Source organism: Yersinia canariae (assembly GCF_009831415.1).
In the GTDB taxonomy this organism is placed as follows: domain Bacteria; phylum Pseudomonadota; class Gammaproteobacteria; order Enterobacterales; family Enterobacteriaceae; genus Yersinia; species Yersinia canariae.
Genome location: NZ_CP043727.1, coordinates 2,743,357 through 2,765,702, shown reverse-complemented (window position 1 = coordinate 2,765,702; position 22,346 = coordinate 2,743,357). Strand labels below are relative to the sequence as shown.

Here is a 22,346-nt window from a genome sequence, read left to right as displayed (position 1 = left end):
AAATAGTGATGGGAGGAATAACAGGGGATAACAGGGCGTTATTTCCGCCATTGAATAGGTATGTAAATAAAAGAGGGATAACAATCCAGTAATATAATTTTTTTAAATTATTTTGTCGAATAGCTAAAGGTTCCTTAAAGAGCGCCGATACAAGTTAGGACGGTGATGAAGCCGTGGGCAGTAAGCCCAAACCATAACCCAACAGCATTTAAGGAATAATACTATGGCGGTAATTAACACTAACAGCTTGTCTCTGCTGACTCAGAACAACCTGAACAAATCCCAGTCTTCTTTAGGCACCGCCATTGAGCGTTTGTCTTCTGGTCTGCGTATTAACAGCGCTAAAGATGATGCTGCTGGTCAGGCGATTGCTAACCGTTTCACTTCTAACATCAACGGCTTGACTGTTGCTGCACGTAACGCGAACGACGGTATCTCTATCGCACAAACCGCTGAAGGCGCATTGGGCGAAATCAACAACAACTTGCAGCGCGTTCGTGACCTGACTGTTCAGGCGCAAAACAGCTCTAACTCTGCATCAGATATCGACTCCATCCAGTCTGAAGTTAACCAGCGTATGGAAGAAATCAACCGCGTAACTAAACAAACTGACTTCAACGGTATCAAAGTTCTGGATAACCGTACAGCGGCTGACTCTACTTATGCTTTCCAGGTTGGCGCACAAGATGGTCAAAGCATCGGCATCAACATTGGTGCAAGCTCAGGCTGGAACTTGGCAACTGCTGGGGCAGATGGCACTTCTTCATCACAAATCAATACTAACGGTTCATTAGAAACAGCTTCTGCAACCTACAATACAGCTGTTGCTCTGGCTGACACTACGGGTGCTTTGGCTAAAACGCGTAACACCGCAGTAGACGGCGCATTGACGACTAAAGTTGCTTCTTATGCAACAGCGACAACCACTCATACAGCTGCGATTACTGCTGCTGCTGGTGACCCAACTGCAATTACAGCTGCTGACGATGCATTAGCACTTGCTAAAGCCGGAGCTGATACTACCTTCAACACTGCTGCTACTGCTGCCAATAAAACTTTTTCTGATAAATTGAATCCAGCTGGTGACGCTACGCTGAAAACAGCTATCGATTCAGCATTAAGCTCTCGTGATTCAGCCGTTGCTACCGCGCTGACTGCAAAAAATGCTGCTTACGCTGCTGCTGATGGTCTGGCGACTCCGGAAGCCACTACTGCTGCTAAAGCAGTTGCTGATAAAACGCTGGCAACTGCAACTACGAATGCAGAGTCAACTTTAACTTCTTCTGTTAGTTCTGCTATCAAAACTCCAGCCGCGAAAGCTGCAACTGATGCTGGTGCATTGGTTAACGGCAACCTGCGTAAAGTTGCTGCTGAAGGTTTTGATGTGTTGAAAGGTAAAGTTGATGGCACCGGCGCTGCAACAGGTACTACCCCACTGGCTGATATCGATGCTGCTCTGAAAGCGGTTGATACTCAACGTAGCTCACTGGGTGCTTCTCAGAACCGTTTTGAATCTACCATCACTAACCTGAACAATACCACTAACAACCTGACTTCAGCTCGTAGCCGCATCCAAGATGCTGATTACTCTACTGAAGTATCAAACATGAGCCGTGCTCAAATCCTGCAACAAGCAGGTACTTCTGTACTGGCCCAGGCAAATCAGGTTCCACAAACTGTATTGTCTCTGCTGCGTTAATTTTTTCCCAAACACAGCATTATGCAACCCCGCCTTATTCGGCGGGGTTTTTCTATCGACATTTACACCTCACTCTTAGGAAATAATAGACAAAACTATTTCCTAAGAGAATAGGTTCAAACTGGGCGCTAATTGTTTGTTTTGAGAGGTTTTTACATCTATTTACCGCTCTATTTTTTCAATAATAGTAATACGTTACCAGTAAAAGTGATGGGCATAAGTCAAATAGCCGCCTTTTTATAGGCCTATTCAGACGATTGTCTGACTGACCGGACAGGATAATGGTACGACTCTCTTACCCTTAGGTGCCTGTCTAGTGAGCGATCTGTATACCGCCGAAGGCGTGATGGACAAGAATTCCCTCTGGCAACGTTATGTTCCTCTGGTTCGCCACGAGGCATTGCGTTTGCAGGTGCGCCTGCCGGCCAGTGTGGAATTGGACGATTTGTTGCAGGCTGGGGGGATTGGTCTGCTGAATGCTGTTGAGCGTTACGACGCTTTACAAGGAACCGCATTTACCACTTATGCGGTACAGCGTATACGTGGCGCGATGTTGGATGAATTGCGTAGCCGGGATTGGGCACCACGCAGTGTACGACGCAATGCTCGCGAAGTTGCCAGTGCCATGCAAAAGGTTGAACAACGGCTCGGACGCCCGGCGACTGAGCAGGAAGTCGCGCAAATCCTTGATATCGATTTGGCGGAATATCGTCAAATTTTGTTGGATACCAACAACAGTCAGCTTTTCTCCTATGACGAATGGCGGGAAGAGCATGGGGAAAGCGTCGAACCCATGCTGGAAGGGCATGAGGATGCCAATCCGCTGCAACATTTATTGGAAGGAAATCTGCGCCAACGAGTCATTGAAGCGATCGAGGCCCTGCCGGAACGTGAAAAAATGGTGTTGACGCTGTATTACCAGGAAGAGCTGAACCTGAAAGAAATCGGGGCAGTGCTGGAGGTGGGGGAATCCCGCGTCAGCCAGCTTCATAGCCAGGCGATAAAACGCTTACGCGCCCGCCTGAATAACGACTCTTAATTCATTTTCGCTCAGTGATATCACAGTGTTTAACTTTATTAATGCAGGTCTTCTTATGCCAGGACTTCAGTTAAAAAAGCGGCCGCTGAGCCGTTATTTAAAAGATTATAAGCACGGCCAAACTCATTGCTCACATTGCCATAAACAACTCGATCGCATGGCGCTGGTTTTTCGTGGACAAATTATCAATAAAGAAGCTATTGCCGGTATGGATCAGCCAATCGATGATCAAGTCTGGTCAAAACTTCAGCATGAATTAACCGCATTGTGCCGCTTTTGTAGTGAGATATATTGCAACAGTACACCGGGCTATTTCGATATTATGGCGTTCAAACAGTATTTATTTGAACAAACAGAGATGAGCCATAGTACTGTTCGCGAATATGTTGTACGTCTGCGTCGATTAGATGAAATGCTGGTTGCAACAAATTATCCAGCAGAAAAATTCGCCAGCGAAACTATGCATCAACGTATTATTGATGAATTGCCGAATGCAGCTCATAACAATTACCGCATTGCTTTGCGTAAATATGATCAATATTTGGCATGGCAAAAGAATTACTAAGGTTGATAACAGGAGTTCTTTGAATTGAGAAAACTCTGTGTTTTCACTCAAAGCACTTCTACTATAACGCAAACCGATTAAGTCATTATCCTCAGTGATTCCCCGCCCGGCAGGCCCTCCCTGTCCGGGCGTTTTATTATTAATTATATTCCCTGCGCTATTGCTTACCGACATCTATAATAAAAATCAGTGATTATTAGTGATACTTCTGATAAATCTATGTTTTCCCTCCGCACTTGAGTTGGAGGGGGTGACATGCATTTTTCCCGGGGGGCCTGTGACGCTTCAACATAAACTGGCGCAATTTCCGCGTCTGGACTTAGTCGGTAACGCGACACCATTAGAAAAACTATCTCGTCTTTCTGACTATCTGGGACGTGAAATTTATATTAAACGTGATGATGTCACGCCGCTGGCACTCGGGGGTAATAAGCTGCGTAAGCTGGAGTTTTTGGCAGCCGACGCCTTGAGACAGGGAGCCGATACACTGGTTACTGCAGGGGCAATTCAATCTAACCATGTGCGCCAAACGGCGGCAGTTGCGGCAAAATTGGGGCTACACTGTGTCGCCTTGCTTGAGAATCCTATTGGTACGTCGCAGGAAAATTATCTGACCAATGGCAATCGATTGCTGCTGGATTTATTCAATGTTGATGTGGTGATGTGTGACGGATTACATGACCCAAATCAGCAATTGGCCGAGTTGGCAATCCGCATCGAGGCGCAGGGTTTTCGTCCTTACGTAGTGCCTGTCGGCGGGTCTAATGCTTTGGGAGCCTTGGGATATGTGCAATGCGCATTGGAGATTGCGGCTCAGTCGGCAGGGAATGTCACCTTTAGCTCTATCGTTGTGGCGTCGGGCAGTGCGGGTACCCACGCGGGACTGGCTGTCGGTTTACAGCAACTGTTACCTGAAGCAGAACTGATTGGCGTCACCGTATCACGCAAAGCGCAAGAGCAACGGCCTAAAGTCATACAGATACAACAAGAATTGGCGGCATCACTTGGGATTTCAACTGCCTTAATGGACATCACTCTTTGGGATGATTATTTCGCGCCGCAATATGGCATGCCAAACGAAGAAGGGCTGGCCGCAATTGGGCTATTGGCCAGATTGGAAGGGATATTGCTGGATCCCGTTTATACCGGTAAGGCAATGGCAGGCTTACTTGATGGGCTTGAGCAGAAAAAGTTTCGCGATGATGGCCCAATCTTGTTTATTCATACTGGCGGCGCACCGGCATTATTTGCCTATCATCCGCAGGTGTAGCCTTTGGTTATGGCTTATTCCATTTATAGCTATCGTTATTAGTTTATATTCCTTTATTCTATTAATAACACTGATAAAGTGTTGAATATCAAAAATAAACATGACAGTTGGAGTATGTATGGGCTTTTCAATTGTACGTCGTCGGGTAGTTCTGGGCATGGTGGCTGTTGCACTGGCAACTGGCTTGAATGTGAAGTCTTACGCTGCGGGCGACCTGTTAGATCAGGTCAAAGAACGAGGAACCCTGATTGTCGGGTTGGAAGGAACCTATCCACCGTTCAGTTTCCAAGGTGAAGACGGAAAGCTTACAGGTTTTGAAGTGGATTTCGCTAATGCATTGGCGGAACACATGGGTGTTAAAGCAAAAATCACCCCGACTAAGTGGGATGGCATGTTGGCCTCACTGGAGTCAAAGCGTATTGATGTGGCGATTAATCAGGTCACCATTTCAGATGAGCGCAAGAAAAAATACGATTTCTCAACACCTTATACCGTATCGGGCATTCAGGTTCTGACCAAGAAAGGTAATGAAGGCAACTTCAGCAAGCCAGAAGATTTAGTGGGTAAAAAAGTGGGTGTTGGTTTGGGCAGTAACTATGAACAATGGTTACGCGAAAATCTGAAAGGTGTTGATATTCGTACCTATGATGATGACCCAACTAAATATCAAGATCTTCGTGTAGGTCGCACGGATGCCATTTTAGTTGATCGCCTAGCTGCATTGGATTTGGTGAAGAAGACCAAGGACACTCTGGCGGTTGCAGGCCCGGCATTTGCCCGCCAGGAATCCGGTGTTGCATTACGCAAGAATAACCCTGAGTTGTTAGCGGCGATCAATAAAGCCATTGTTGAGATGCAAAAAGATGGCACATTGACCAAAATTTCTGAAAAATATTTTGGTGCGGATGTAACTAAATAATGCAAGAAAGTATTCAATTGGTGCTGGATTCAGCACCATTTTTATTGAAAGGTGCCTGGTTTACCCTCCAGCTTAGTCTGGGGGGGATGTTTTTTGGTCTGGCATTAGGTTTTATGTTAGCCATGATGCGGTTATCCCGCTTCCTGCCTCTTTCACTTCTCTCTCGTTTTTATGTCTCCATTTTCCGCGGCACCCCGCTCATTGCCCAATTGTTCATGATTTATTATGGTTTGCCACAATTCGGGATTGAGCTGGATCCAATGCCAGCAGCTTTGATTGGCTTATCACTGAATACGGCCGCTTATACATCAGAGACATTGCGTGCTGCTATTTCATCCATTGAGAAAGGGCAGTGGGAAGCCGCCGCCAGTATCGGGATGACGCGTTGGCAAACACTTTATCGGGTGATATTGCCGCAAGCAGGGCGCACTGCTTTACCCCCACTGGGCAACAGTTTTATCGGCCTGGTAAAAGATACTTCGCTGGCTGCCACCATCCAGGTTCCCGAACTTTTCCGGCAGGCGCAGTTGGTGACATCCCGCACTTTGGAAGTTTTCACCATGTATCTGGCGGCCTCGCTGATTTACTGGATCATGGCGACAGTGTTGTCAGCATTACAAAATCGCCTGGAAGCACATGTTAATCGTCAGGATCAGGAGTAGCCATGAGTACCATCGCCGTTAAAGAACTGACCAAACAGTTTAAAGGTCAACAGGTACTGCACGGTATCTCACTTGAAGTGAACAGTGGCGAAGTGATAGCGATTATCGGGCCGAGTGGTTCAGGAAAAACGACTTTATTACGCAGTATCAATCTGCTTGAAGTCCCTGACTCGGGCATTATTCGCGTCGGTGATATAGAGATTGATGGCAGTATTCCGATTAGTAAGCAGCAACGGCAAGTTCGTGCATTGCGCCAGAAAGTTGGTTTTGTATTCCAGAGCTTCAATTTGTTTCCCCACCGTTCAGTGCTGGAAAACATTATTGAGGGGCCGGTGATTGTTAAAGGTGAAAAACGGGCTGAAGCTGAAAAACGTGCTCGTGAGTTGCTGGCTAAAGTTGGGTTAAGTGGCAAGGAGGACGCCTATCCTCGCCGCTTATCCGGTGGGCAACAACAGCGAGTTGCTATCGCCCGGGCATTAGCTATGCAACCTCAGGTTATTCTATTCGATGAGCCAACATCGGCGTTAGATCCCGAACTGGTGGGTGAGGTATTGAATACTATTCGTGCGCTGGCTGAGGAAAAACGAACAATGGTCATTGTCACTCACGAAATGAGTTTTGCTCGCGATGTAGCTGACCGGGCTATTTTCATGGATCACGGCCGAATTGTTGAACAAGGTCCAGCGAAAGAGTTGTTTGCTCATCCTCAACATGAACGGACTCGACAGTTCCTTGACAAGTTTTTAAATAATCACTGAACAGACTGATTTCTGTAATGAATATAAAGTCTTTATGGGGGCAATTTTATGGCCCCCATTTGGGTGGATAGTATTAGAGGAATGCTTCAAGTTTAAGGCGGTGGGCTGTTGTTTTAACTTCTTTCATCCGCCCGTGACCCGGTAACACTTTTTGTTCAACAGTGACCAGTCCGGCTTTTTTCAAAATAGCCACATCGCGGGTGACGGCACTGCGATCCCTTTTTAGGCGAGTTGAAAGGGAGGTGATAGAACCCGGATACATTTTTACTGTCCGTAGCAGAACAATGCGTGCAGCACTTAATACTCGCACCATCTCTAACGGATCTTCGAACGTAATCGTATGCTCTTCCGGCAATGTTTGCCCAGTATCTGCGAGAATAGCGAGTTTTTTGCCTCGTTTGAAAAAATCATCTTCGGTTGCTGTTTTGATGACTAGCTTGTCCATTAACTTCTCCTTAGTGAAGTCCAATCCTTTTGAAAGCAATCCTCTATTTGTTCAAAGCTGATAAAATCAACCGATTCAATTGCCCCTAAATAATGGCGGTGATGATAGCCATGGGCATTGTCATAACCGACGACTCGACCATTATCACCTTGTGATAGACAGTGATTGATATAAGCCAAATTATAACGCGTGATAGCACCGAAACGGTCGACCCATATTTCACGGCGCAATTGGCCATTTCCCCGCCGGCTAGCAATTTGATGGGTCTCATCGATAATTTTTTTATCAGCCATGAATATAATTATCACCTCTGAAAGTTATTGTACACAATATATTCACTAAGAAGAAAGCTAGGCTTATGAGCCGCCTTGCTGTTTGTTATTAATTAATAATGGGTTAGGCTTCGCTAAGCACACAAGGGCATTTAGTCGATGATGCGGGATGTCGCTGGAGGAAATGAAGAGTCTTGCAATGTTGCATCCTATCATGCGGGATATCTTGAAGAATATTCAGCTTGTCGGGCTGAATTCGCCAACCAAAAAATAAGGCCCCGAAGGGCCTTAGCGGATGAAAACTGACTTAATCACTTAATCACTTAATCACTTCATTACTGAAGAGTGGTACCCGAGAAAATTTAGCCAATAGTCATTAGGCTGGCATTCCCACCCGCTGCTGCCGTATTCACACTCAATGAGTGCTCAATGAGCAAGCGCTCCAGCAAAATATTGGTTTCGCCGCGAGCAAAGCCTTGTACTGAGACAATAGGCCCATCAATTTGAGCTATTTGCTCACACAAGATACGCAACTGATCGGCGTCGCCATGGAAGATAACAGCATCGAAGGAGATGCCCGCCGTTTGCCAATCTTGAGTGAGGGTAATACGCGATTTTACAACCGCCGGTAATGTGCGGAACAAGTCACTTTGGACGATATTTTCCGGCCACAGAACTTCACTCCCGACGGCCAGTACTGCGGCTAGTTGGGTTAATGCATCCGCCTTTGTATCTGCCAGGCACAGAATTCGCTCACGCGGGAGCAGGGCGTAGGTATTACGTTCACCCGTTGGCCCTGGTAACAATCGGACGGTACCACCTTGTGCCAACTCACCATAACGCTGTGCCAGCGGAGCTAACACAGTATTTTGCTGCTCATTGGCCCATAGGATCAGAGCTTGATGAGGGGCTTGCAGTGCCTCACGGCCTGAGACATTCTGCACTTGCCCATTATCCTGATGGATTAGCGTATTTGTCACTGCATCTTCGGGGCGGTTACATAATAAACGATACAAATACAGCGGGCCGCCAGCTTTAGGGCCTGTGCCAGAAAGCCCTTCGCCGCCAAAAGGCTGTACTCCCACGACCGCGCCGACCATATTGCGGTTAACGTAGAGATTACCCACTTTGGCTTTTTCTGTCACCTGCGCAATGGTTTCGTCAATACGAGTATGAATGCCCAAAGTTAAGCCATAACCAGAGGCATTGATTTGGTCAACTAATGTACTGAGATTTTGGCGCTGGAAGCGCACGACGTGCAGGACCGGACCAAAGACCTCTTTTTGCAATTCATCAAAGCTGTCCAGTTCTATTAATGTCGGCTTGATAAAGGTGCCGTGCTGCCATTCTTTCTCATCCAAACTATTCGCTTGCGCGGCTTGATACACTTTTCTCCCTTTGGTTCGCATGGCTTGAATATGGCGCTCAATACCGGCTTTGGCATCAGCATCAATCACCGGCCCGATATCTGTAGACAGGCGCTCAGGGTTACCCATACGGCATTCAGCCATTGCGCCTCGCAGCATCTGTAATGTGTGTTCAGCCACATCATCCTGTATGCAGAGAATACGCAACGCCGAACAGCGCTGACCGGCACTATCAAAGGCTGACGCCACGACATCAGTTACCACCTGCTCGGTAAGCGCAGATGAGTCAACTATCATGGCATTCAAACCGCCGGTTTCAGCGATGAGTGGGGTTGGGCGGCCTTGCGGATCGAGTCTGCCCGCGATACTGCGCTGCAAAATAGCCGCAACTTCAGTTGAGCCGGTAAACATCACACCGCGCACACGAGCATCATTAACTAAGGTGGCCCCGACACTGTCACCTTGACCTGGCAACAATTGCAGAACTCCTTGTGGGACCCCAGCCTCCATTAAGATGCGCACAGCTTGAGCGGCAACCAGTGGAGTTTGCTCTGCCGGCTTGGCCAATACACTATTACCGGCGGCCAATGCGGCGGCGACCTGCCCGGTGAATATGGCCAGTGGGAAGTTCCATGGGCTGATGCAAACGACAGGGCCGAGTGGGCGGTGACTATCATTGGAGAAATTATCTCGCACTAATCCTGCGTAATAGTGCAGGAAATCAACGGCTTCACGGACTTCCGCAATGGCATTACTGAAGGTTTTACCGGCTTCACGTACCAGTATTCCCATCAAGGTTTGCATCTGATTTTCCATCAACTCAGCAGCTCGCACCAAAATGGCGGCGCGCTCGACAGGTGGGGTTGCAAACCAAATCGCCCCGGCACTGGCAGCAGCATCCAATGCTCGGCTCACTTCCGCATCAGTTGCTTCACGGACGTAGCCGACGATATCAGTTGGTTCTGCTGGGTTAATAATCGGCTGTTCTACACCACTATCAAGCGGTGCATCAATCAGCGGTTCTGCGCGCCACACTTGACTGGCACTGGCAAGCAATGCGCTCGAAAGAGAAGCCAGGCGGTGTTCGTTGGCCAGATCCAAACCGCTGGAATTAGCACGCTCTTTGCCATATAACTCACGCGGCAATGGAATGCGCGGGTGTGGTAGCCCCAGTTGGCCTTCACTTGTCGCAATAGCCTCTACCGCACTGACCGGGTCAGCGACTAACTCATCGAGTGGCAGTGTGGCATCTGCTATGCGGTTGACAAATGAAGTGTTCGCCCCGTTTTCCAACAGGCGGCGTACCAGATAAGCCAGTAAAGTTTCATGAGTGCCGACGGGCGCATAAATACGGCATGGTCGATTCAGTTTGCCATTGGCCACTTTCCCCACCACTTGCTCATACAGCGGCTCACCCATACCGTGCAGACATTGGAACTCGTACTGGCCAGGATAGTAGTTTTGACCTGCAAGATGATAAATCGCAGACAAGGTATGCGCGTTGTGCGTCGCAAATTGTGGGTAAATCAGGTTAGGTACTGCCAATAATTTGCGTGCGCAGGCTAGATAAGAAACATCAGTATAAACCTTGCGGGTATATACCGGATAACCTTCCAGACCGTCTACTTGAGCGCGTTTGATTTCGCTGTCCCAATATGCTCCTTTGACTAAACGAATCATCAGGCGACGGCGGCTGCGCTGTGCCATATCAATCACCGCGTCAATGGTGAACGGGCAGCGTTTCTGGTAAGCCTGAATAACAAAACCGATGCCATTCCAGCCCGCGAGTTTGGGCTCAAAGCAGAGTTTTTCCAGTAGATCGAGTGAAATTTCCAGACGATCGGCTTCTTCTGCATCAATATTGATCCCGATATCATACTGGCGTGCTTGTAAAGTCAGAGCCAGCAACCGCGGATAAAGCTCATCCATTACGCGCTCATATTGGGCGCGGCTATAGCGCGGGTGCAGGGCTGAAAGCTTGATGGAGATCCCCGGCCCTTCATAAATACCGCGGCCATTGGAGGCTTTACCAATAGCATGAATAGCTTGCTGATAGGAGAGCAGATAGGCTTGGGCATCTGCCTCGGTCAGCGCGGCCTCACCTAGCATATCGTAAGAATAACGGAACCCTTTATCTTCCAGTTTGCGCGCATTGGCTAAAGCCTCGGCGATGGTTTCGCCGGTAACAAATTGCTCACCCATCAAGCGCATTGCCATGTCCACGCCCTTACGGATCAGCGGTTCGCCCCCTTTGCCAATAATGCGGTTCAATGAGCCGGAAAGTTTGGCTTCGTTGTGAGTAGAGACCAGATGACCGGTAAACAGTAAGCCCCAGGTGGCGGCATTGACAAACATGGAGGGGCTGCGGCCCAGATGAGAGTGCCAGTTACCATTGCTGATTTTATCGCGGATCAGGGCGTCACGAGTCGGTTTGTCAGGAATGCGCAGCAATGCTTCCGCAAGGCACATCAACGCCACGCCTTCTTGGGAGGACAGGGAGAATTCTTGTAGCAACCCTTGCACGATACCCGCCCGGCCATTCGCACTTTTTTGATTACGCAGCTTTTCGGCAATCGAATAAGCGAGCTTGTGGGTTGCCTGCGCCAAATCTGCGGGTAAACGAGCTTGCTCCAATAACATAGGAATGGCTTCGGTTTCCGGGCGGCGATAGGCTGCGGTAATGGCGGCACGGGCAACGGATTGCGGTAACACTTGCTCGGCGAAATCTAAGAAAGGCTGGTGTGTTTTTTCAATGAGTTGCGGCATAATGTCGTCCGCCTCAGATAGGGGGGGCGACTGTGTTGTTGGGAGTTCCGGCAACTCATTGTTATTTTCCAGCCGCTCCAGATAGTTAAAAATGGCCTGTTTGATTAGCCAATGTGGAGTGCGGTCAATACGCTGTGCGGCGGCTTTAATGCGGTCACGTGTCGCTTCATCAAGTTTCACGCCCATTGTGGTGCTACCCATACTGTCTGGCTCCTAAATAAGGGGGATTTACCCGTCATACTTCAAGCTGCATGTGCGTTAGCTGCCTTCGCTCACTCCAGTCACTTAGTCATGTAAGTTCCTGGGGATTTATTCAGTTACCGCTTTCCTGCAAGTCGAATTATTTAGGGAATAGAATTTTAATTCAGACAATATCAAGCATGTTGCAACTTTGTGCAACCGTGTTAAATCATGCGCATAATCGAAGTGTGAATTCAGTCTTGTTTTTAACAATTTCCATAAAATGAACATTATTTAAAAATGAAGTAGATGAGTTAATAACACTAATAATAGTAGGTGTTGCCGGGGTTTTACCTCAAGTGGCACTCGTTTTGTGATGTCGGGTGTAACTGCCTACAGTGTTTAATGTGATGCGGAGTAAGTTTTTTGTAAAAAAATTGTTTAAATTCTTGTGAGGAAAGAAAGGACTCCACTAGGATAGCAACCGCGAAAGGGTCATTTACTCGCGAATAGTTGTGCTGTTAGTTTATTTCAGCTTTTAGTATTCATCTTTGGTGCAACTCAGTGTCACGTTCCGACAAGCCAGAGATAAACATGATATCGCGTTGCGCGGTAAGCACGAAAATAGCGGGATATATTAAAACGATAATACGCACTATGGAGACGTTGCATGACCATGAACACACCGATGTTGGTGACTTTTTTAGTTTACATTTTTGGGATGATACTCATTGGCCTTGTAGCCTACCGGGCGACCAATAGTTTTGATGATTATATTCTGGGTGGACGAAGTTTAGGGAGTGTGGTTACCGCATTGTCTGCGGGGGCTTCCGATATGAGTGGCTGGTTATTGATGGGGTTACCGGGGGCGATTTTCCTGTCTGGCATCTCTGAGAGCTGGATAGCCATCGGTTTGACCATTGGTGCTTATTTTAACTGGAAATTAGTGGCTGGCCGTTTACGCGTTCATACCGAGGCCAATAATAATGCACTGACACTACCGGACTATTTCACCAGCCGTTTTGAGGACAAAAGTAAGCTGCTGCGGGTTATCTCAGCCGTTGTTATCCTGGTATTCTTTACTATTTATTGTGCTTCAGGAATTGTTGCTGGCGCACGATTATTCGAAAGTACTTTTGACATGAGCTACGGGACCGCATTGTGGGCCGGTGCTGCGGCCACTATCGCGTATACTTTCATTGGGGGTTTCCTGGCGGTGAGTTGGACTGATACCGTGCAGGCGACATTAATGATTTTTGCCCTGATTCTGACACCGATTATCGTCATTTTAGCCGTCGGTGGTGTTGATACCTCAATCATGGTTATTGCCGCGAAAAATCCGGCAAATATCGATATGTTTAAAGGGTTAAATCTGGTCGCCATCCTTTCTCTGCTGGGCTGGGGCTTGGGCTATTTCGGTCAGCCACATATTCTGGCGCGTTTTATGGCGGCAGATTCCCACCGCACTATTCGTAGTGCTCGGCGTATCAGTATGACCTGGATGATTCTGTGTCTGGCGGGGACTATTGCCGTGGGCTTCTTCGGTATTGCTTATTTTGAAAACAACCCAGCGCAAGCGGGGAGTGTGAGTCAAAATAGTGAGCGAGTCTTTATTGAATTAGCCAAAATCCTATTCAACCCGTGGATGGCCGGTATTTTGCTCTCTGCTATTTTGGCCGCAGTAATGAGTACCTTAAGTTGCCAGCTACTGGTATGTTCCAGTGCTTTAACGGAAGATTTGTACAAAGCGTTCTTACGCAAAAAAGCCAGCCAGAAAGAATTGGTGTGGGTAGGTCGTGCCATGGTGCTGCTGGTGGCGTTAATTGCCATCGCATTAGCGGCGAACCCCGATAACCGGGTTCTTGGGCTGGTGAGTTATGCCTGGGCTGGTTTCGGTGCTGCATTTGGGCCAGTGGTTCTGATTTCTGTCATGTGGCCACGGATGACCCGTAATGGTGCGTTGGCGGGGATGCTGATTGGTGCTATTACGGTTATTGTTTGGAAGCAATATGGTTGGCTAGATTTATATGAAATCATTCCTGGTTTCTTGTTCGCCTGCATCGCTATTGTGGTGGTGAGTTTGCTGGGAAATACCCCGAGCAATGCCATTACTGAACGTTTCCGCCATGCAGAAGCGGAATTTAAAACTGTTTAACATGCCCGTGACTTTTCAAATTGCTGGCGTGTTGTTGGTCAGGTTCAATAACCCTGATCACTGACGAATGTAAGCTTGTCGTGATTAATGACCATCAACAATAGATTTATTTTCACCTAATACAGCCCTCTGTAAAACCGGGGGCTTTTTTATTAAAAAATATCGCCAAACGTTAATTGACGCACTGATCCGTATCATGATGAATTTATTTACTATTTAACCCCGCAGAAACAACTTGCCACAGTTTGCTTAACAATATTCCTATTCAGCCTCTTGAATTTCTTTTTTGCAGAATGATAATCACTATCGTTTTACTTTTCTTTACGTTTATTGACGATGTTCTTAATCGGATATTTTCCTTACTGCCCACCGCAGGGGTGTTTAGCATGTTTGTCCCATTTCTTATTATGTTTCGTGAAGGGCTGGAGGCAGCGCTGATTGTCAGCCTTATCGCCAGTTATCTTAAACGCACTCAACGCGGTCAATGGATGGGGGCAGTATGGGTCGGGGTCATCACCGCTGCAGCACTTTGTCTGGCCATCGGCATCTTTATTAATGAAACCACGGGTGAGTTTCCGCAAAAACAGCAAGAACTGTTCGAAGGCATTATCGCCGTAGTGGCGGTTTGCATATTAACCTATATGGTTTTTTGGATGCGCAAAGTGTCCAAGTCAGTCAAAGTTCATTTAGAAGGGGCAATTGATCATGCCCTGAATTCGGATAATAAAAAGGGACGTGGTCAGGGATGGGCATTAGTGGCAATGGTGTTTTTTGCGGTTGCACGCGAAGGTCTTGAGTCCGTCTTTTTCTTATTAGCGGCTTTCCAGCAGGATGTCGGAATAGGGGCTCCCATTGGTGCAATATTAGGCCTGAGCTGCGCTATTTTGGTGGGCATGGCTATCTACTGGGGGGGCGTTAAGTTACACCTGGCTAAATTCTTCAAATGGACCAGTCTGTTTATTCTATTTGTTGCCGCAGGACTTGCCGCTGGTGCAATAAGAGCCTTCCATGAAGCCGGTTTGTGGAATCATTTCCAAGACATTGCTTTTGATTTGACCAATGTGCTCTCCACTCACTCATTATTAGGGACTTTCCTCGAGGGCATGTTTGGCTACAAGGAAGCACCGACCGTCAGTGAAGTCGCGGTCTACTTTATCTATTTGATTCCGGCATTGATTTTCTTTTTCCTTCCACCACGCGCCACGGCGGCCTCAACCGTACCGGATGCGCGGAAAACTAACTCATAATTCAGGGATTTATCACATGTCTAACCGGCTCTTCCGTCGCACAGCTTTACATGCCGCTTTACTGGCTCTGCCTGTTTTCGCCATCAGCGCGCAGGCTGCTGATATTCCTCAGGTTAAAATCACTGTCAATGATAAACAATGTGAGCCAATGGCACTGTCCGTCCCTGCCGGCAAAACTCAATTTATTGTCCATAATGCCAGCCAAAAAGGGTTGGAGTGGGAGATCCTAAAAGGGGTCATGGTGGTTGAAGAGCGTGAGAATATCGCGCCCGGTTTTACCCAGAAAATGACGGCCAATCTGGAACCGGGTGAATATGATATGACTTGTGGTTTGCTGAGTAACCCGAAAGGTAAGTTAACGGTCACCGCAGCGGCAGGTTCTGATACGGCAACCAAGCCCGATGCCATGGCATTGGTTGGCCCCATTGCCGAATATAAAGTGTATGTAACACAAGAAGTTGCTCAGTTAGTTACTCAAACTAAAGCTTTCACTGATGCTGTGAAAAAAGGTGATTTGGCATTAGCCCGCAAACTCTATGCGCCCACTCGTCAGCATTATGAACGCATCGAACCCATTGCTGAATTGTTCTCTGATTTGGACGGTAGCATCGATGCCCGTGAAGACGATTTTGAACAAAAATCGGCTGACCCAAAATTCACCGGTTTCCACCGTTTAGAGAAAATCCTATTTGGTGACAATACCACCAAAGGGGCAGATAAATTTGCTGACCAGCTCTATCAAGACACGCTGGAACTGCAAAAACGGATTACCGGCCTGACATTCGCACCGAACAAAGTGGTCGGCGGGGCTGCAGGTTTAATTGAAGAAGTCGCGGCCAGTAAAATCAGTGGTGAAGAAGACCGCTACAGTCGTACAGATTTATGGGATTTCCAGGCAAACGTCGATGGCGCACAGAAAATTGTTAACCTGTTGCGGCCGTTACTGGAAAAAGCGGATAAGCCGCTGTTAGATAAAATTGATGCCAACTTTAAAACAGTTGATAGCGTATTGGCGAAATACCGTACCAAAGATGGCTACGAATCCTATGAGAAGTTAACCGATGCTGATCGCAATGCGATGAAAGGGCCCATTACGGCACTGGCAGAAGACCTTGCTCAACTGCGTGGCGTATTAGGTCTGGACTGAGGCATTTAAATGAGTAAGAAAACCGGCCCGCAACACGGGCCGTATCAGCAAGATAACGGGGCGGCTTTGCCGTCCCGTCGGCGTTTACTGCTGGGGATGGGCATGATGAGTGGTGCGTTGGCGCTCGGCGGAGCAAAAATAGCCCGAGCAGCCGATTGCCCTGCGCCAGAGGCTGCCCCGGCACAAGATGAGCGCTGGCAGCAGCAACCTTTTTATGGTCAACATCAATCAGGGGTGCTAACCCCACAGCAAGCGGCGATGATGCTGGTGGCATTTGATGTCTTGGCCACGGATAAAGTTGCATTAACCCGGTTATTCAAGTTACTAACCGAGCGAATTGCTTTTCTGACCACTGGCGGGCATGCACCTTCGGTTAATGCGAAGTTGCCACCATTGGATTCGGGCATTATGGGGCCAGAAATTTATCCCGATAATCTGACCATCACGGTTTCTGTCGGTGACTCACTGTTTGATGAGCGTTTTGGTTTGCAAGGGCAAAAACCTCTACGACTGCAGAAAATGACGCGTTTCCCTAATGATTCACTGGATGCAGGGCTGTGTCATGGTGATTTGTTACTGCAAATTTGTGCTAATACCAATGAAACTGTGATTCATGCGCTGCGCGATATTATCAAACACTCGCCGGATCTTCTCAGTGTCCGCTGGAAGCGCGAAGGGTTTATTTCGGCTCATGCTGCTCGGAGCAAGGGTAGGGAAACACCCATCAATTTATTGGGCTTTAAAGATGGAACAGCCAACCCGAAAACCAGCGATAACCCACTGATTAATAAGGTAGTATGGGTTCAGGAGAATGCTGGGGAACCCGCGTGGGCAGTCGGGGGGAGTTATCAGGCAGCACGGATTATCCGTTTCAAAGTGGAATTCTGGGATCGCACTCCATTGCAAGAGCAGCAAACTATTTTTGGTCGTGATAAACACAGTGGCGCGCCTTTGGGCATGGTGCATGAGCATGACGAACCGGATTACACCAAAGACCCTGATGGTAAAGTGATTCCTATGGATGCACACATTCGGCTCGCAAATCCGCGCACGGCTGAAACTCAGAATAACTTGATGCTGCGCCGTGGCTACAGTTATTCACTGGGTGTATCTAATTCCGGGCAATTGGATATGGGGCTATTATTTGTGTGCTACCAGTCTGATTTGGAAAAAGCCTTTTTAGCGGTACAAAAACGGCTGAATGGAGAAGCGCTGGAAGAATATGTAAAACCCATTGGTGGAGGGTATTTCTTTACCTTACCGGGGGTGGCAGATATGAATCATTATCTGGCGCAAGGCCTGCTAGAAGTTTGATATTGAAGATAAAAGAGATTGAGCACCGCCATCGCGCGGTGCTTTTTTTCTTACGCTTAACTGACTAATTTCGCGGTAATCTTTGCAACATGCTCACCCTGGAACCGCGCGATAGCGAGTTCTTCAGCGCTTGGCAGGCGGGAACCATCACCGCCTGCAATGGTTGTCGCGCCATAAGGGGTTCCCCCACGAGTTTGCGACACATCGAAGAGTTCTTTGGCACCATAACCAATCGGGACAATAATCAGCCCGTGATGCGCTAATGTGGTCCAGGTTGAGGTGATGGTGTGCTCTTGCCCGCCCCCGGTCCCGGTGGAGGAGAATACGCTGCCGACTTTGCCGTATAGTGCGCCGGAGGCCCACAGCCCACCGGTTTGATCAAGGAAAGTGCGCATTTGCCCCGCCATATTCCCAAAGCGGGTTGGCGTACCGAAAATGATGCCATCGTAATCCGCTAACTCTTGCGGGGTTGCGACTGGCGCTTTTTGGTCGGTTTTTCCTCCTGCCTTGGCAAAAGCGTCAGCGGGCATGGTTTCCGGCACGCGTTTAACAGTCACTTCAACGCCACTGACTTTTTGGGCACCCTCGGCGATTGCGCCGGCAAGTGTCTCGATATGTCCATACATGGAATAGTAAAGCACTAGAATTTTCGCCATCTCGCTTCGCTCCAATCATATTTATTGAATAATGCTGATGATGTCATCATAGTCGCTGCTTATGACACTTATTAACCATACGCCAATATACTCAGGCTGCAATGTGGAGCGCACAGAAAGTGCAGGTCATAAGAAATAACATTCTGGTTACATTGGTTTTTTTAGCTTTTATTGACCATTGTCTGGCCGCCAACCGGCGGCCACGGGTACATAATCACTCTTGAGTGCGCTGGCGAGCTGACCCTTACGCAACCGTACAATTTTGTTAGTTCTTTTGTACCCTGTTGCTGTGAAAATACCTCTGGATAGCCCTTTACGCCTCTAAGCGCTAGACGCCACTACAAATTGCGTAATTTCTTTTGTAACCGTTTTTGTTGCCAGCGTTCAACCCAATTACCCAATAAAAACAGATTGATAGCTTTCAAACCTAATGGGATGCTTAAACCTAAAACTACCCACCAGGCCCACATATAGCCGGGGGAGGTAAACCAGTTAATGGCAAATAATATCGCGCAAAGGATAACTCCCCGCAGGAGTTGGCGCAAAAATGACATTTCATTTTCCACGGCTTCACGCGCATCCAATACTCGCTGGTCAACAGCCTCACCAGACCCCATTTGTGATTGACTGTAATCAGGGGAATAAAGCTCGCTCACTTTTAATTCCATCACCGCCGCAATGGCACTTAACGTCTCAAGACTGGCTTGCTCACCATTCTCAATTCGCTGAATAGTCCGCACGCTGAGGCTGCAAAGCTCTGCTAATTGTTCTTGTGACCAGGCCCGAGCCTGACGTAATTCACGAATACGATAAAGATTCATTTTTAACTCTCCGGGGTTTGAAGACATATCAACAAACCTAAGCGCAAGTGTGAAGCCCTGCCACGACAGCAACCTGACAATAGCATGACATCTTCCCGACACCAGACCTGGGGCCACAATGCCACCTATTTGGCGGGGCGTCGGCAAGTTCACTCAATCCAAATCATTCCCCAGCATTGGGGGACTTATCACAGTTACTGGCTGCCCATATTGACAGCGCGAAGTGTGGTTAATATCTTCAATGATAGTAAAACTCCTGTATTAATTTTTATTTGGAGTTAAATTTCCACTTCATCTGACACGATATGACCAAAACTATTAATTAATAAGGAACACCGTTGATGATTCACATATACCATCAATATAAGAAAAAACTGAGCGCAAACGCCATTTTGTTGAATGCGCTAACTCTGTTAGTCACGTTTTCTTTGCCCTACGCCAATGCTGAGCGCTACCCCGATGTGCCCGTCCCCTTTAAATATGGTACTGGTGCTCGGATTGATAACAATTTATATGTCGGTTTAGGCAGTGCGGGTCAATCCTGGTATCACCTTGATACCGATAAAACCCAGGTTGGCTGGCAAAAAATAGCGGATTTTCCAGGTCAACCCCGCGAACAAGCTGTCACGGTGGCGTTAGAGGGAAAGCTGTATGTCTTTGGTGGTGTAGGTAAAAATGCTGTCGACGATCCCCAGATAAGCGCCCTGAATGATGTCTATCGGTATGACCCGCAGACCAATCAATGGCAGCGGTTGGCAACACGCGCACCGCGCGGCCTGGTCGGAACAGCCGCGGCCACCTTAGATGGCTCTCAGGCCCTGTTGTTAGGGGGCGTTAACAAAGCTATTTTTGACGGTTATTTCACGGATCTGGCCGCTGCGGGGAGTCATGAAACACAAAAAAAGGCGGTTATTGATGCGTATTTCAATCAAGCCCCGGCGGACTATTTCTATAACCGTGATGTATTAATTTATGATCCGGCAAAAAACCAGTGGAAAAGTGGTGGGCAGGTGCCATTTTTGGGGACGGCTGGGTCAGCTATTACCGCTGCAAATGACAAGTTGATATTAATTAATGGTGAAATTAAACCCGGCTTAAGGACTGCGGCAGTATGGCAGGGCAAAAAACAAGGGGCGGAACTGCAATGGCAACCGCGGCCTGAGTTAATGGGGAGTGAAAAAGGCGCGGCACAAGAAGGGCTGGCTGGCGCATTTGCCGGTGTTAGTCATGATGTGGTGCTGGTGGCCGGAGGGGCTAATTTCCCCGGTGCCTGGAAGCAATTTAATGCCGGCCAGTTGTACGCCCATCAGGGGCTGAAAAAACAGTGGCAACAGCCTATTTATGCATTAGTGGATAATCAATGGCAACTCGCAGGCAAATTGCCGAAATCACTGGGTTACGGTGTATCCATTCAGGACAAGAATAAAGTGATTTTGGTCGGAGGAGAAACCAGTGGCGGTGCCGCGACCTCTACAGTGACCCAGTTATCCTGGCAAGGCGGGAAATTATATATGGAGTAGCCGCCAATATAAGTCATTGGCAAAATGATAACGCTCTGTATTGAGCTTTTAAGCATAATATAAGAGCGTTATGGCACAATGTGAATCTTCCTGTTTGAGTAAGCTACAAACTGACTTCACAGGAGAATAAACATGAAAAAAGCAGCACTGTCTCTGGCAATTATCGCGGTGTCATTATCGGCTCAGGCGCAGACTTTCAGTGTCAAAAGTAGTGACATGCCCGAAGGTAAACCCTTGCAAATCCAACAAGTTTTCAAAGGATTTGGCTGTGATGGTGGAAACCAATCGCCGCAACTTTCATGGCAGGGAGCTCCCGCCGGAACAAAAAGTTTTGCCGTCACGGCTTATGACCCTGATGCGCCAACAGGGAGCGGCTGGTGGCATTGGACGGTGATAAACATTCCCGCCGATACCCATGAATTAGTCACCAATGCCGGGCAACGTACAGATATTGCCGGCTCGACCAAGAGCACTTTGCCAAAAGGTGCTATTCAGGGGCGCAATGATTTTGGTTACGCCGGATTTGGTGGTGCCTGCCCACCGGCGGGGGATAAACCACACCGCTACAAGTTTACGGTATGGGCATTGAAAACAGATAAATTACCGCTGAATGGTGATGCCAGCGGCGCATTAGTTGGCTTTATGCTCAACAGCAATGTTATTTCTAAAGCCGAATGGGTTGCCACCTACGGCCGTTAATTCTTAAACCAAGAGCAGAAAGTATGCAGCAGATAAACCACAGTCAGATGGCCGTATCGAGCGCTGAAATTGTTGCCCGCCGCGCGCATACACTGCATCGGGTGACGGTGTTTACACCCGCGCTCTGTCATGTCCGGCAAGGCAGTAAATTGGTGCAGTGGGGTTCGCAGGCCGCCAGTGCCGGGCAATCGACGATGATTTTGTTTCCCGCCGGAACGGAGGTCAGTATTGCCAATACGCCGGATCGCGGGCATTACTGTTCTGATATGGTTTATCTGCCGCAAAGCGTGTTGCGCCAGTTCCGCCAATGGTACGGGGCGCTGGCCGTCACACCGGCCGCCACAGCATCTTTATGTGTTCCTCTCGATGCTAATACGCGCAGAGCTTGGGATAACTTATTACTTAACCTGAAAAACCATGCGCCGGATGCAGTGTTACAGCATTCGGCCATGGGAGTGTTATTAGCCTTACACTTAGCCGGGCATATGGGAACATTATTAATAGACCGACGGGATAAGCTGGCTGAACAGGTGCAACAAATTATTCTGCTCGACCTCGCTCGTGACTGGAGTGTGTGCGATATTGCGCAATCTCTGCATATGGGAGAGTCCACGTTACGGCGTAAATTAATGCAAGAGGAACGCCAGTTTCGGGTCATTTTGGAAGAGATGCGCATGGGATGTGCGCTGCATGCGTTACAAACGACATCACTTCCAATCGGTGAAATTGCCGCGAAACATGGTTATGTCTCCGCATCTCGTTTTACTTCGCGTTTTCAGCAGCACTTTGGCTTAACGCCAAGTCGATTACGAGAAGCGATAACTGCTCCTTAAACACCTAATATC

At 48.0% G+C, this 22,346-nt stretch carries 19 protein-coding genes; 14 read left to right on the top strand and 5 right to left on the bottom strand.

The window, feature by feature from the left end; genetic code table 11:
* Positions 1-223 precede the first annotated feature (223 nt).
* The 7 genes from F0T03_RS12825 (at position 224) to tcyN (ending at position 6,912) form a co-directional block, all read left to right on the top strand.
* Complete coding sequence (locus tag F0T03_RS12825; RefSeq protein ID WP_159678765.1) at positions 224-1,699, top strand: flagellin N-terminal helical domain-containing protein; 1,476 nt, start codon at positions 224-226, stop codon at positions 1,697-1,699.
* A 316-nt stretch (positions 1,700-2,015) separates the two neighbouring features.
* Positions 2,016-2,738 (top strand): RNA polymerase sigma factor FliA, encoded by a 723-nt coding sequence (locus F0T03_RS12820; RefSeq protein WP_129196656.1) that lies wholly within the window; start codon positions 2,016-2,018, stop codon positions 2,736-2,738.
* A 55-nt stretch (positions 2,739-2,793) separates the two neighbouring features.
* Positions 2,794-3,303 carry a flagella biosynthesis regulatory protein FliZ gene (gene fliZ / locus F0T03_RS12815; RefSeq protein WP_005160338.1) on the top strand — a complete coding sequence of 170 codons (510 nt, stop codon included), beginning with the start codon at positions 2,794-2,796 and terminating at the stop codon, positions 3,301-3,303.
* 277 nt (positions 3,304-3,580) lie between these two features.
* Entirely contained in the window at positions 3,581-4,573 is a 993-nt protein-coding gene (locus F0T03_RS12810) for a D-cysteine desulfhydrase (RefSeq protein WP_159678763.1), read from the top strand.
* 118 nt (positions 4,574-4,691) lie between these two features.
* A complete protein-coding gene (gene tcyJ / locus F0T03_RS12805; protein WP_145555785.1) occupies positions 4,692-5,492 on the top strand; it encodes a cystine ABC transporter substrate-binding protein in 801 nt (266 codons plus the stop codon).
* Positions 5,492-6,154, top strand: a complete 663-nt coding sequence (tcyL, locus tag F0T03_RS12800) for a cystine ABC transporter permease (protein ID WP_032820934.1) — start codon at positions 5,492-5,494, stop codon at positions 6,152-6,154. The genes tcyJ and tcyL overlap by 1 nt, the downstream gene beginning before the upstream one ends.
* A gap of 2 nt (positions 6,155-6,156) precedes the next feature.
* On the top strand, positions 6,157-6,912 hold the full coding sequence (tcyN, locus tag F0T03_RS12795) for an L-cystine ABC transporter ATP-binding protein TcyN (RefSeq protein WP_145555786.1): 756 nt from the start codon (positions 6,157-6,159) through the stop codon (positions 6,910-6,912).
* A 73-nt stretch (positions 6,913-6,985) separates the two neighbouring features.
* On the opposite strand, the gene F0T03_RS12790 is transcribed toward tcyN, so the two are convergent.
* From F0T03_RS12790 to putA, 3 genes are all read right to left on the bottom strand, one after another.
* Positions 6,986-7,357, bottom strand: coding sequence for an HVO_A0114 family putative DNA-binding protein (locus tag F0T03_RS12790; RefSeq protein WP_145555787.1), 372 nt, complete (start codon positions 7,355-7,357; stop codon positions 6,986-6,988).
* On the bottom strand, positions 7,357-7,650 hold the full coding sequence (locus tag F0T03_RS12785) for a toxin-antitoxin system TumE family protein (protein WP_145555788.1): 294 nt from the start codon (positions 7,648-7,650) through the stop codon (positions 7,357-7,359). Before F0T03_RS12785 ends, F0T03_RS12790 begins: the two co-directional genes overlap by 1 nt.
* A gap of 341 nt (positions 7,651-7,991) precedes the next feature.
* Positions 7,992-11,963, bottom strand: coding sequence for a trifunctional transcriptional regulator/proline dehydrogenase/L-glutamate gamma-semialdehyde dehydrogenase (gene putA / locus F0T03_RS12780; RefSeq protein ID WP_159678761.1), 3,972 nt, complete (start codon positions 11,961-11,963; stop codon positions 7,992-7,994).
* A gap of 649 nt (positions 11,964-12,612) precedes the next feature.
* On the opposite strand from putA, the gene putP reads away from it, so the two are divergent.
* The 4 genes from putP to efeB all read left to right on the top strand — a co-directional run bounded on the left by putP (position 12,613) and on the right by efeB (position 17,805).
* Positions 12,613-14,097, top strand: a complete 1,485-nt coding sequence (gene putP, locus F0T03_RS12775) for a sodium/proline symporter PutP (protein ID WP_159678759.1) — start codon at positions 12,613-12,615, stop codon at positions 14,095-14,097.
* A 386-nt stretch (positions 14,098-14,483) separates the two neighbouring features.
* Entirely contained in the window at positions 14,484-15,344 is an 861-nt protein-coding gene (efeU, locus tag F0T03_RS12770) for an iron uptake transporter permease EfeU (protein WP_159678757.1), read from the top strand.
* 16 nt (positions 15,345-15,360) lie between these two features.
* Entirely contained in the window at positions 15,361-16,491 is a 1,131-nt protein-coding gene (gene efeO, locus F0T03_RS12765) for an iron uptake system protein EfeO (protein ID WP_159678755.1), read from the top strand.
* A gap of 9 nt (positions 16,492-16,500) precedes the next feature.
* Positions 16,501-17,805 (top strand): iron uptake transporter deferrochelatase/peroxidase subunit, encoded by a 1,305-nt coding sequence (efeB, locus tag F0T03_RS12760; protein WP_159678753.1) that lies wholly within the window; start codon positions 16,501-16,503, stop codon positions 17,803-17,805.
* A 56-nt stretch (positions 17,806-17,861) separates the two neighbouring features.
* On the opposite strand, the gene wrbA is transcribed toward efeB, so the two are convergent.
* Positions 17,862-18,461: an NAD(P)H:quinone oxidoreductase gene (wrbA, locus tag F0T03_RS12755; protein ID WP_159678751.1), complete on the bottom strand. Its 600-nt coding sequence runs from the start codon at positions 18,459-18,461 to the stop codon at positions 17,862-17,864.
* A 338-nt stretch (positions 18,462-18,799) separates the two neighbouring features.
* Entirely contained in the window at positions 18,800-19,282 is a 483-nt protein-coding gene (locus F0T03_RS12750) for a helix-turn-helix domain-containing protein (RefSeq protein ID WP_145555795.1), read from the bottom strand.
* 341 nt (positions 19,283-19,623) lie between these two features.
* Here F0T03_RS12750 and F0T03_RS12745 point away from each other — a divergent pair, with 341 nt between their 5' ends.
* The 3 genes from F0T03_RS12745 (at position 19,624) to F0T03_RS12735 (ending at position 22,334) form a co-directional block, all read left to right on the top strand.
* Positions 19,624-20,802, top strand: a complete 1,179-nt coding sequence (locus F0T03_RS12745) for an N-acetylneuraminate epimerase (protein WP_159678749.1) — start codon at positions 19,624-19,626, stop codon at positions 20,800-20,802.
* 132 nt (positions 20,803-20,934) lie between these two features.
* Positions 20,935-21,501, top strand: a complete 567-nt coding sequence (locus F0T03_RS12740; protein ID WP_159678747.1) for a kinase inhibitor — start codon at positions 20,935-20,937, stop codon at positions 21,499-21,501.
* A 23-nt stretch (positions 21,502-21,524) separates the two neighbouring features.
* Positions 21,525-22,334 carry a helix-turn-helix transcriptional regulator gene (locus F0T03_RS12735; RefSeq protein ID WP_159678744.1) on the top strand — a complete coding sequence of 270 codons (810 nt, stop codon included), beginning with the start codon at positions 21,525-21,527 and terminating at the stop codon, positions 22,332-22,334.
* The last annotated feature ends 12 nt before the right edge of the window (positions 22,335-22,346 follow it).

What these genes read in the sequence shown, in the direction of transcription:
- F0T03_RS12825 (WP_159678765.1), top strand. Translation starts at nt 224, where the DNA reads ATGGCGGTAATTAACACTAACAGCTTGTCTCTGCTGACTCAGAACAAC.
- fliZ (WP_005160338.1), top strand. Translation starts at nt 2,794, where the DNA reads ATGCCAGGACTTCAGTTAAAAAAGCGGCCGCTGAGCCGTTATTTAAAA.
- tcyJ (WP_145555785.1), top strand. Translation starts at nt 4,692, where the DNA reads ATGGGCTTTTCAATTGTACGTCGTCGGGTAGTTCTGGGCATGGTGGCT.
- tcyL (WP_032820934.1), top strand. Translation starts at nt 5,492, where the DNA reads ATGCAAGAAAGTATTCAATTGGTGCTGGATTCAGCACCATTTTTATTG.
- tcyN (WP_145555786.1), top strand. Translation starts at nt 6,157, where the DNA reads ATGAGTACCATCGCCGTTAAAGAACTGACCAAACAGTTTAAAGGTCAA.
- F0T03_RS12790 (WP_145555787.1), bottom strand. Translation starts at nt 7,357, where the DNA reads ATGGACAAGCTAGTCATCAAAACAGCAACCGAAGATGATTTTTTCAAA.
- F0T03_RS12785 (WP_145555788.1), bottom strand. Translation starts at nt 7,650, where the DNA reads ATGGCTGATAAAAAAATTATCGATGAGACCCATCAAATTGCTAGCCGG.
- putA (WP_159678761.1), bottom strand. Translation starts at nt 11,963, where the DNA reads ATGGGTAGCACCACAATGGGCGTGAAACTTGATGAAGCGACACGTGAC.
- putP (WP_159678759.1), top strand. Translation starts at nt 12,613, where the DNA reads ATGACCATGAACACACCGATGTTGGTGACTTTTTTAGTTTACATTTTT.
- efeU (WP_159678757.1), top strand. Translation starts at nt 14,484, where the DNA reads ATGTTTGTCCCATTTCTTATTATGTTTCGTGAAGGGCTGGAGGCAGCG.
- efeO (WP_159678755.1), top strand. Translation starts at nt 15,361, where the DNA reads ATGTCTAACCGGCTCTTCCGTCGCACAGCTTTACATGCCGCTTTACTG.
- efeB (WP_159678753.1), top strand. Translation starts at nt 16,501, where the DNA reads ATGAGTAAGAAAACCGGCCCGCAACACGGGCCGTATCAGCAAGATAAC.
- wrbA (WP_159678751.1), bottom strand. Translation starts at nt 18,461, where the DNA reads ATGGCGAAAATTCTAGTGCTTTACTATTCCATGTATGGACATATCGAG.
- F0T03_RS12750 (WP_145555795.1), bottom strand. Translation starts at nt 19,282, where the DNA reads ATGAATCTTTATCGTATTCGTGAATTACGTCAGGCTCGGGCCTGGTCA.
- F0T03_RS12745 (WP_159678749.1), top strand. Translation starts at nt 19,624, where the DNA reads ATGATTCACATATACCATCAATATAAGAAAAAACTGAGCGCAAACGCC.
- F0T03_RS12740 (WP_159678747.1), top strand. Translation starts at nt 20,935, where the DNA reads ATGAAAAAAGCAGCACTGTCTCTGGCAATTATCGCGGTGTCATTATCG.
- F0T03_RS12735 (WP_159678744.1), top strand. Translation starts at nt 21,525, where the DNA reads ATGCAGCAGATAAACCACAGTCAGATGGCCGTATCGAGCGCTGAAATT.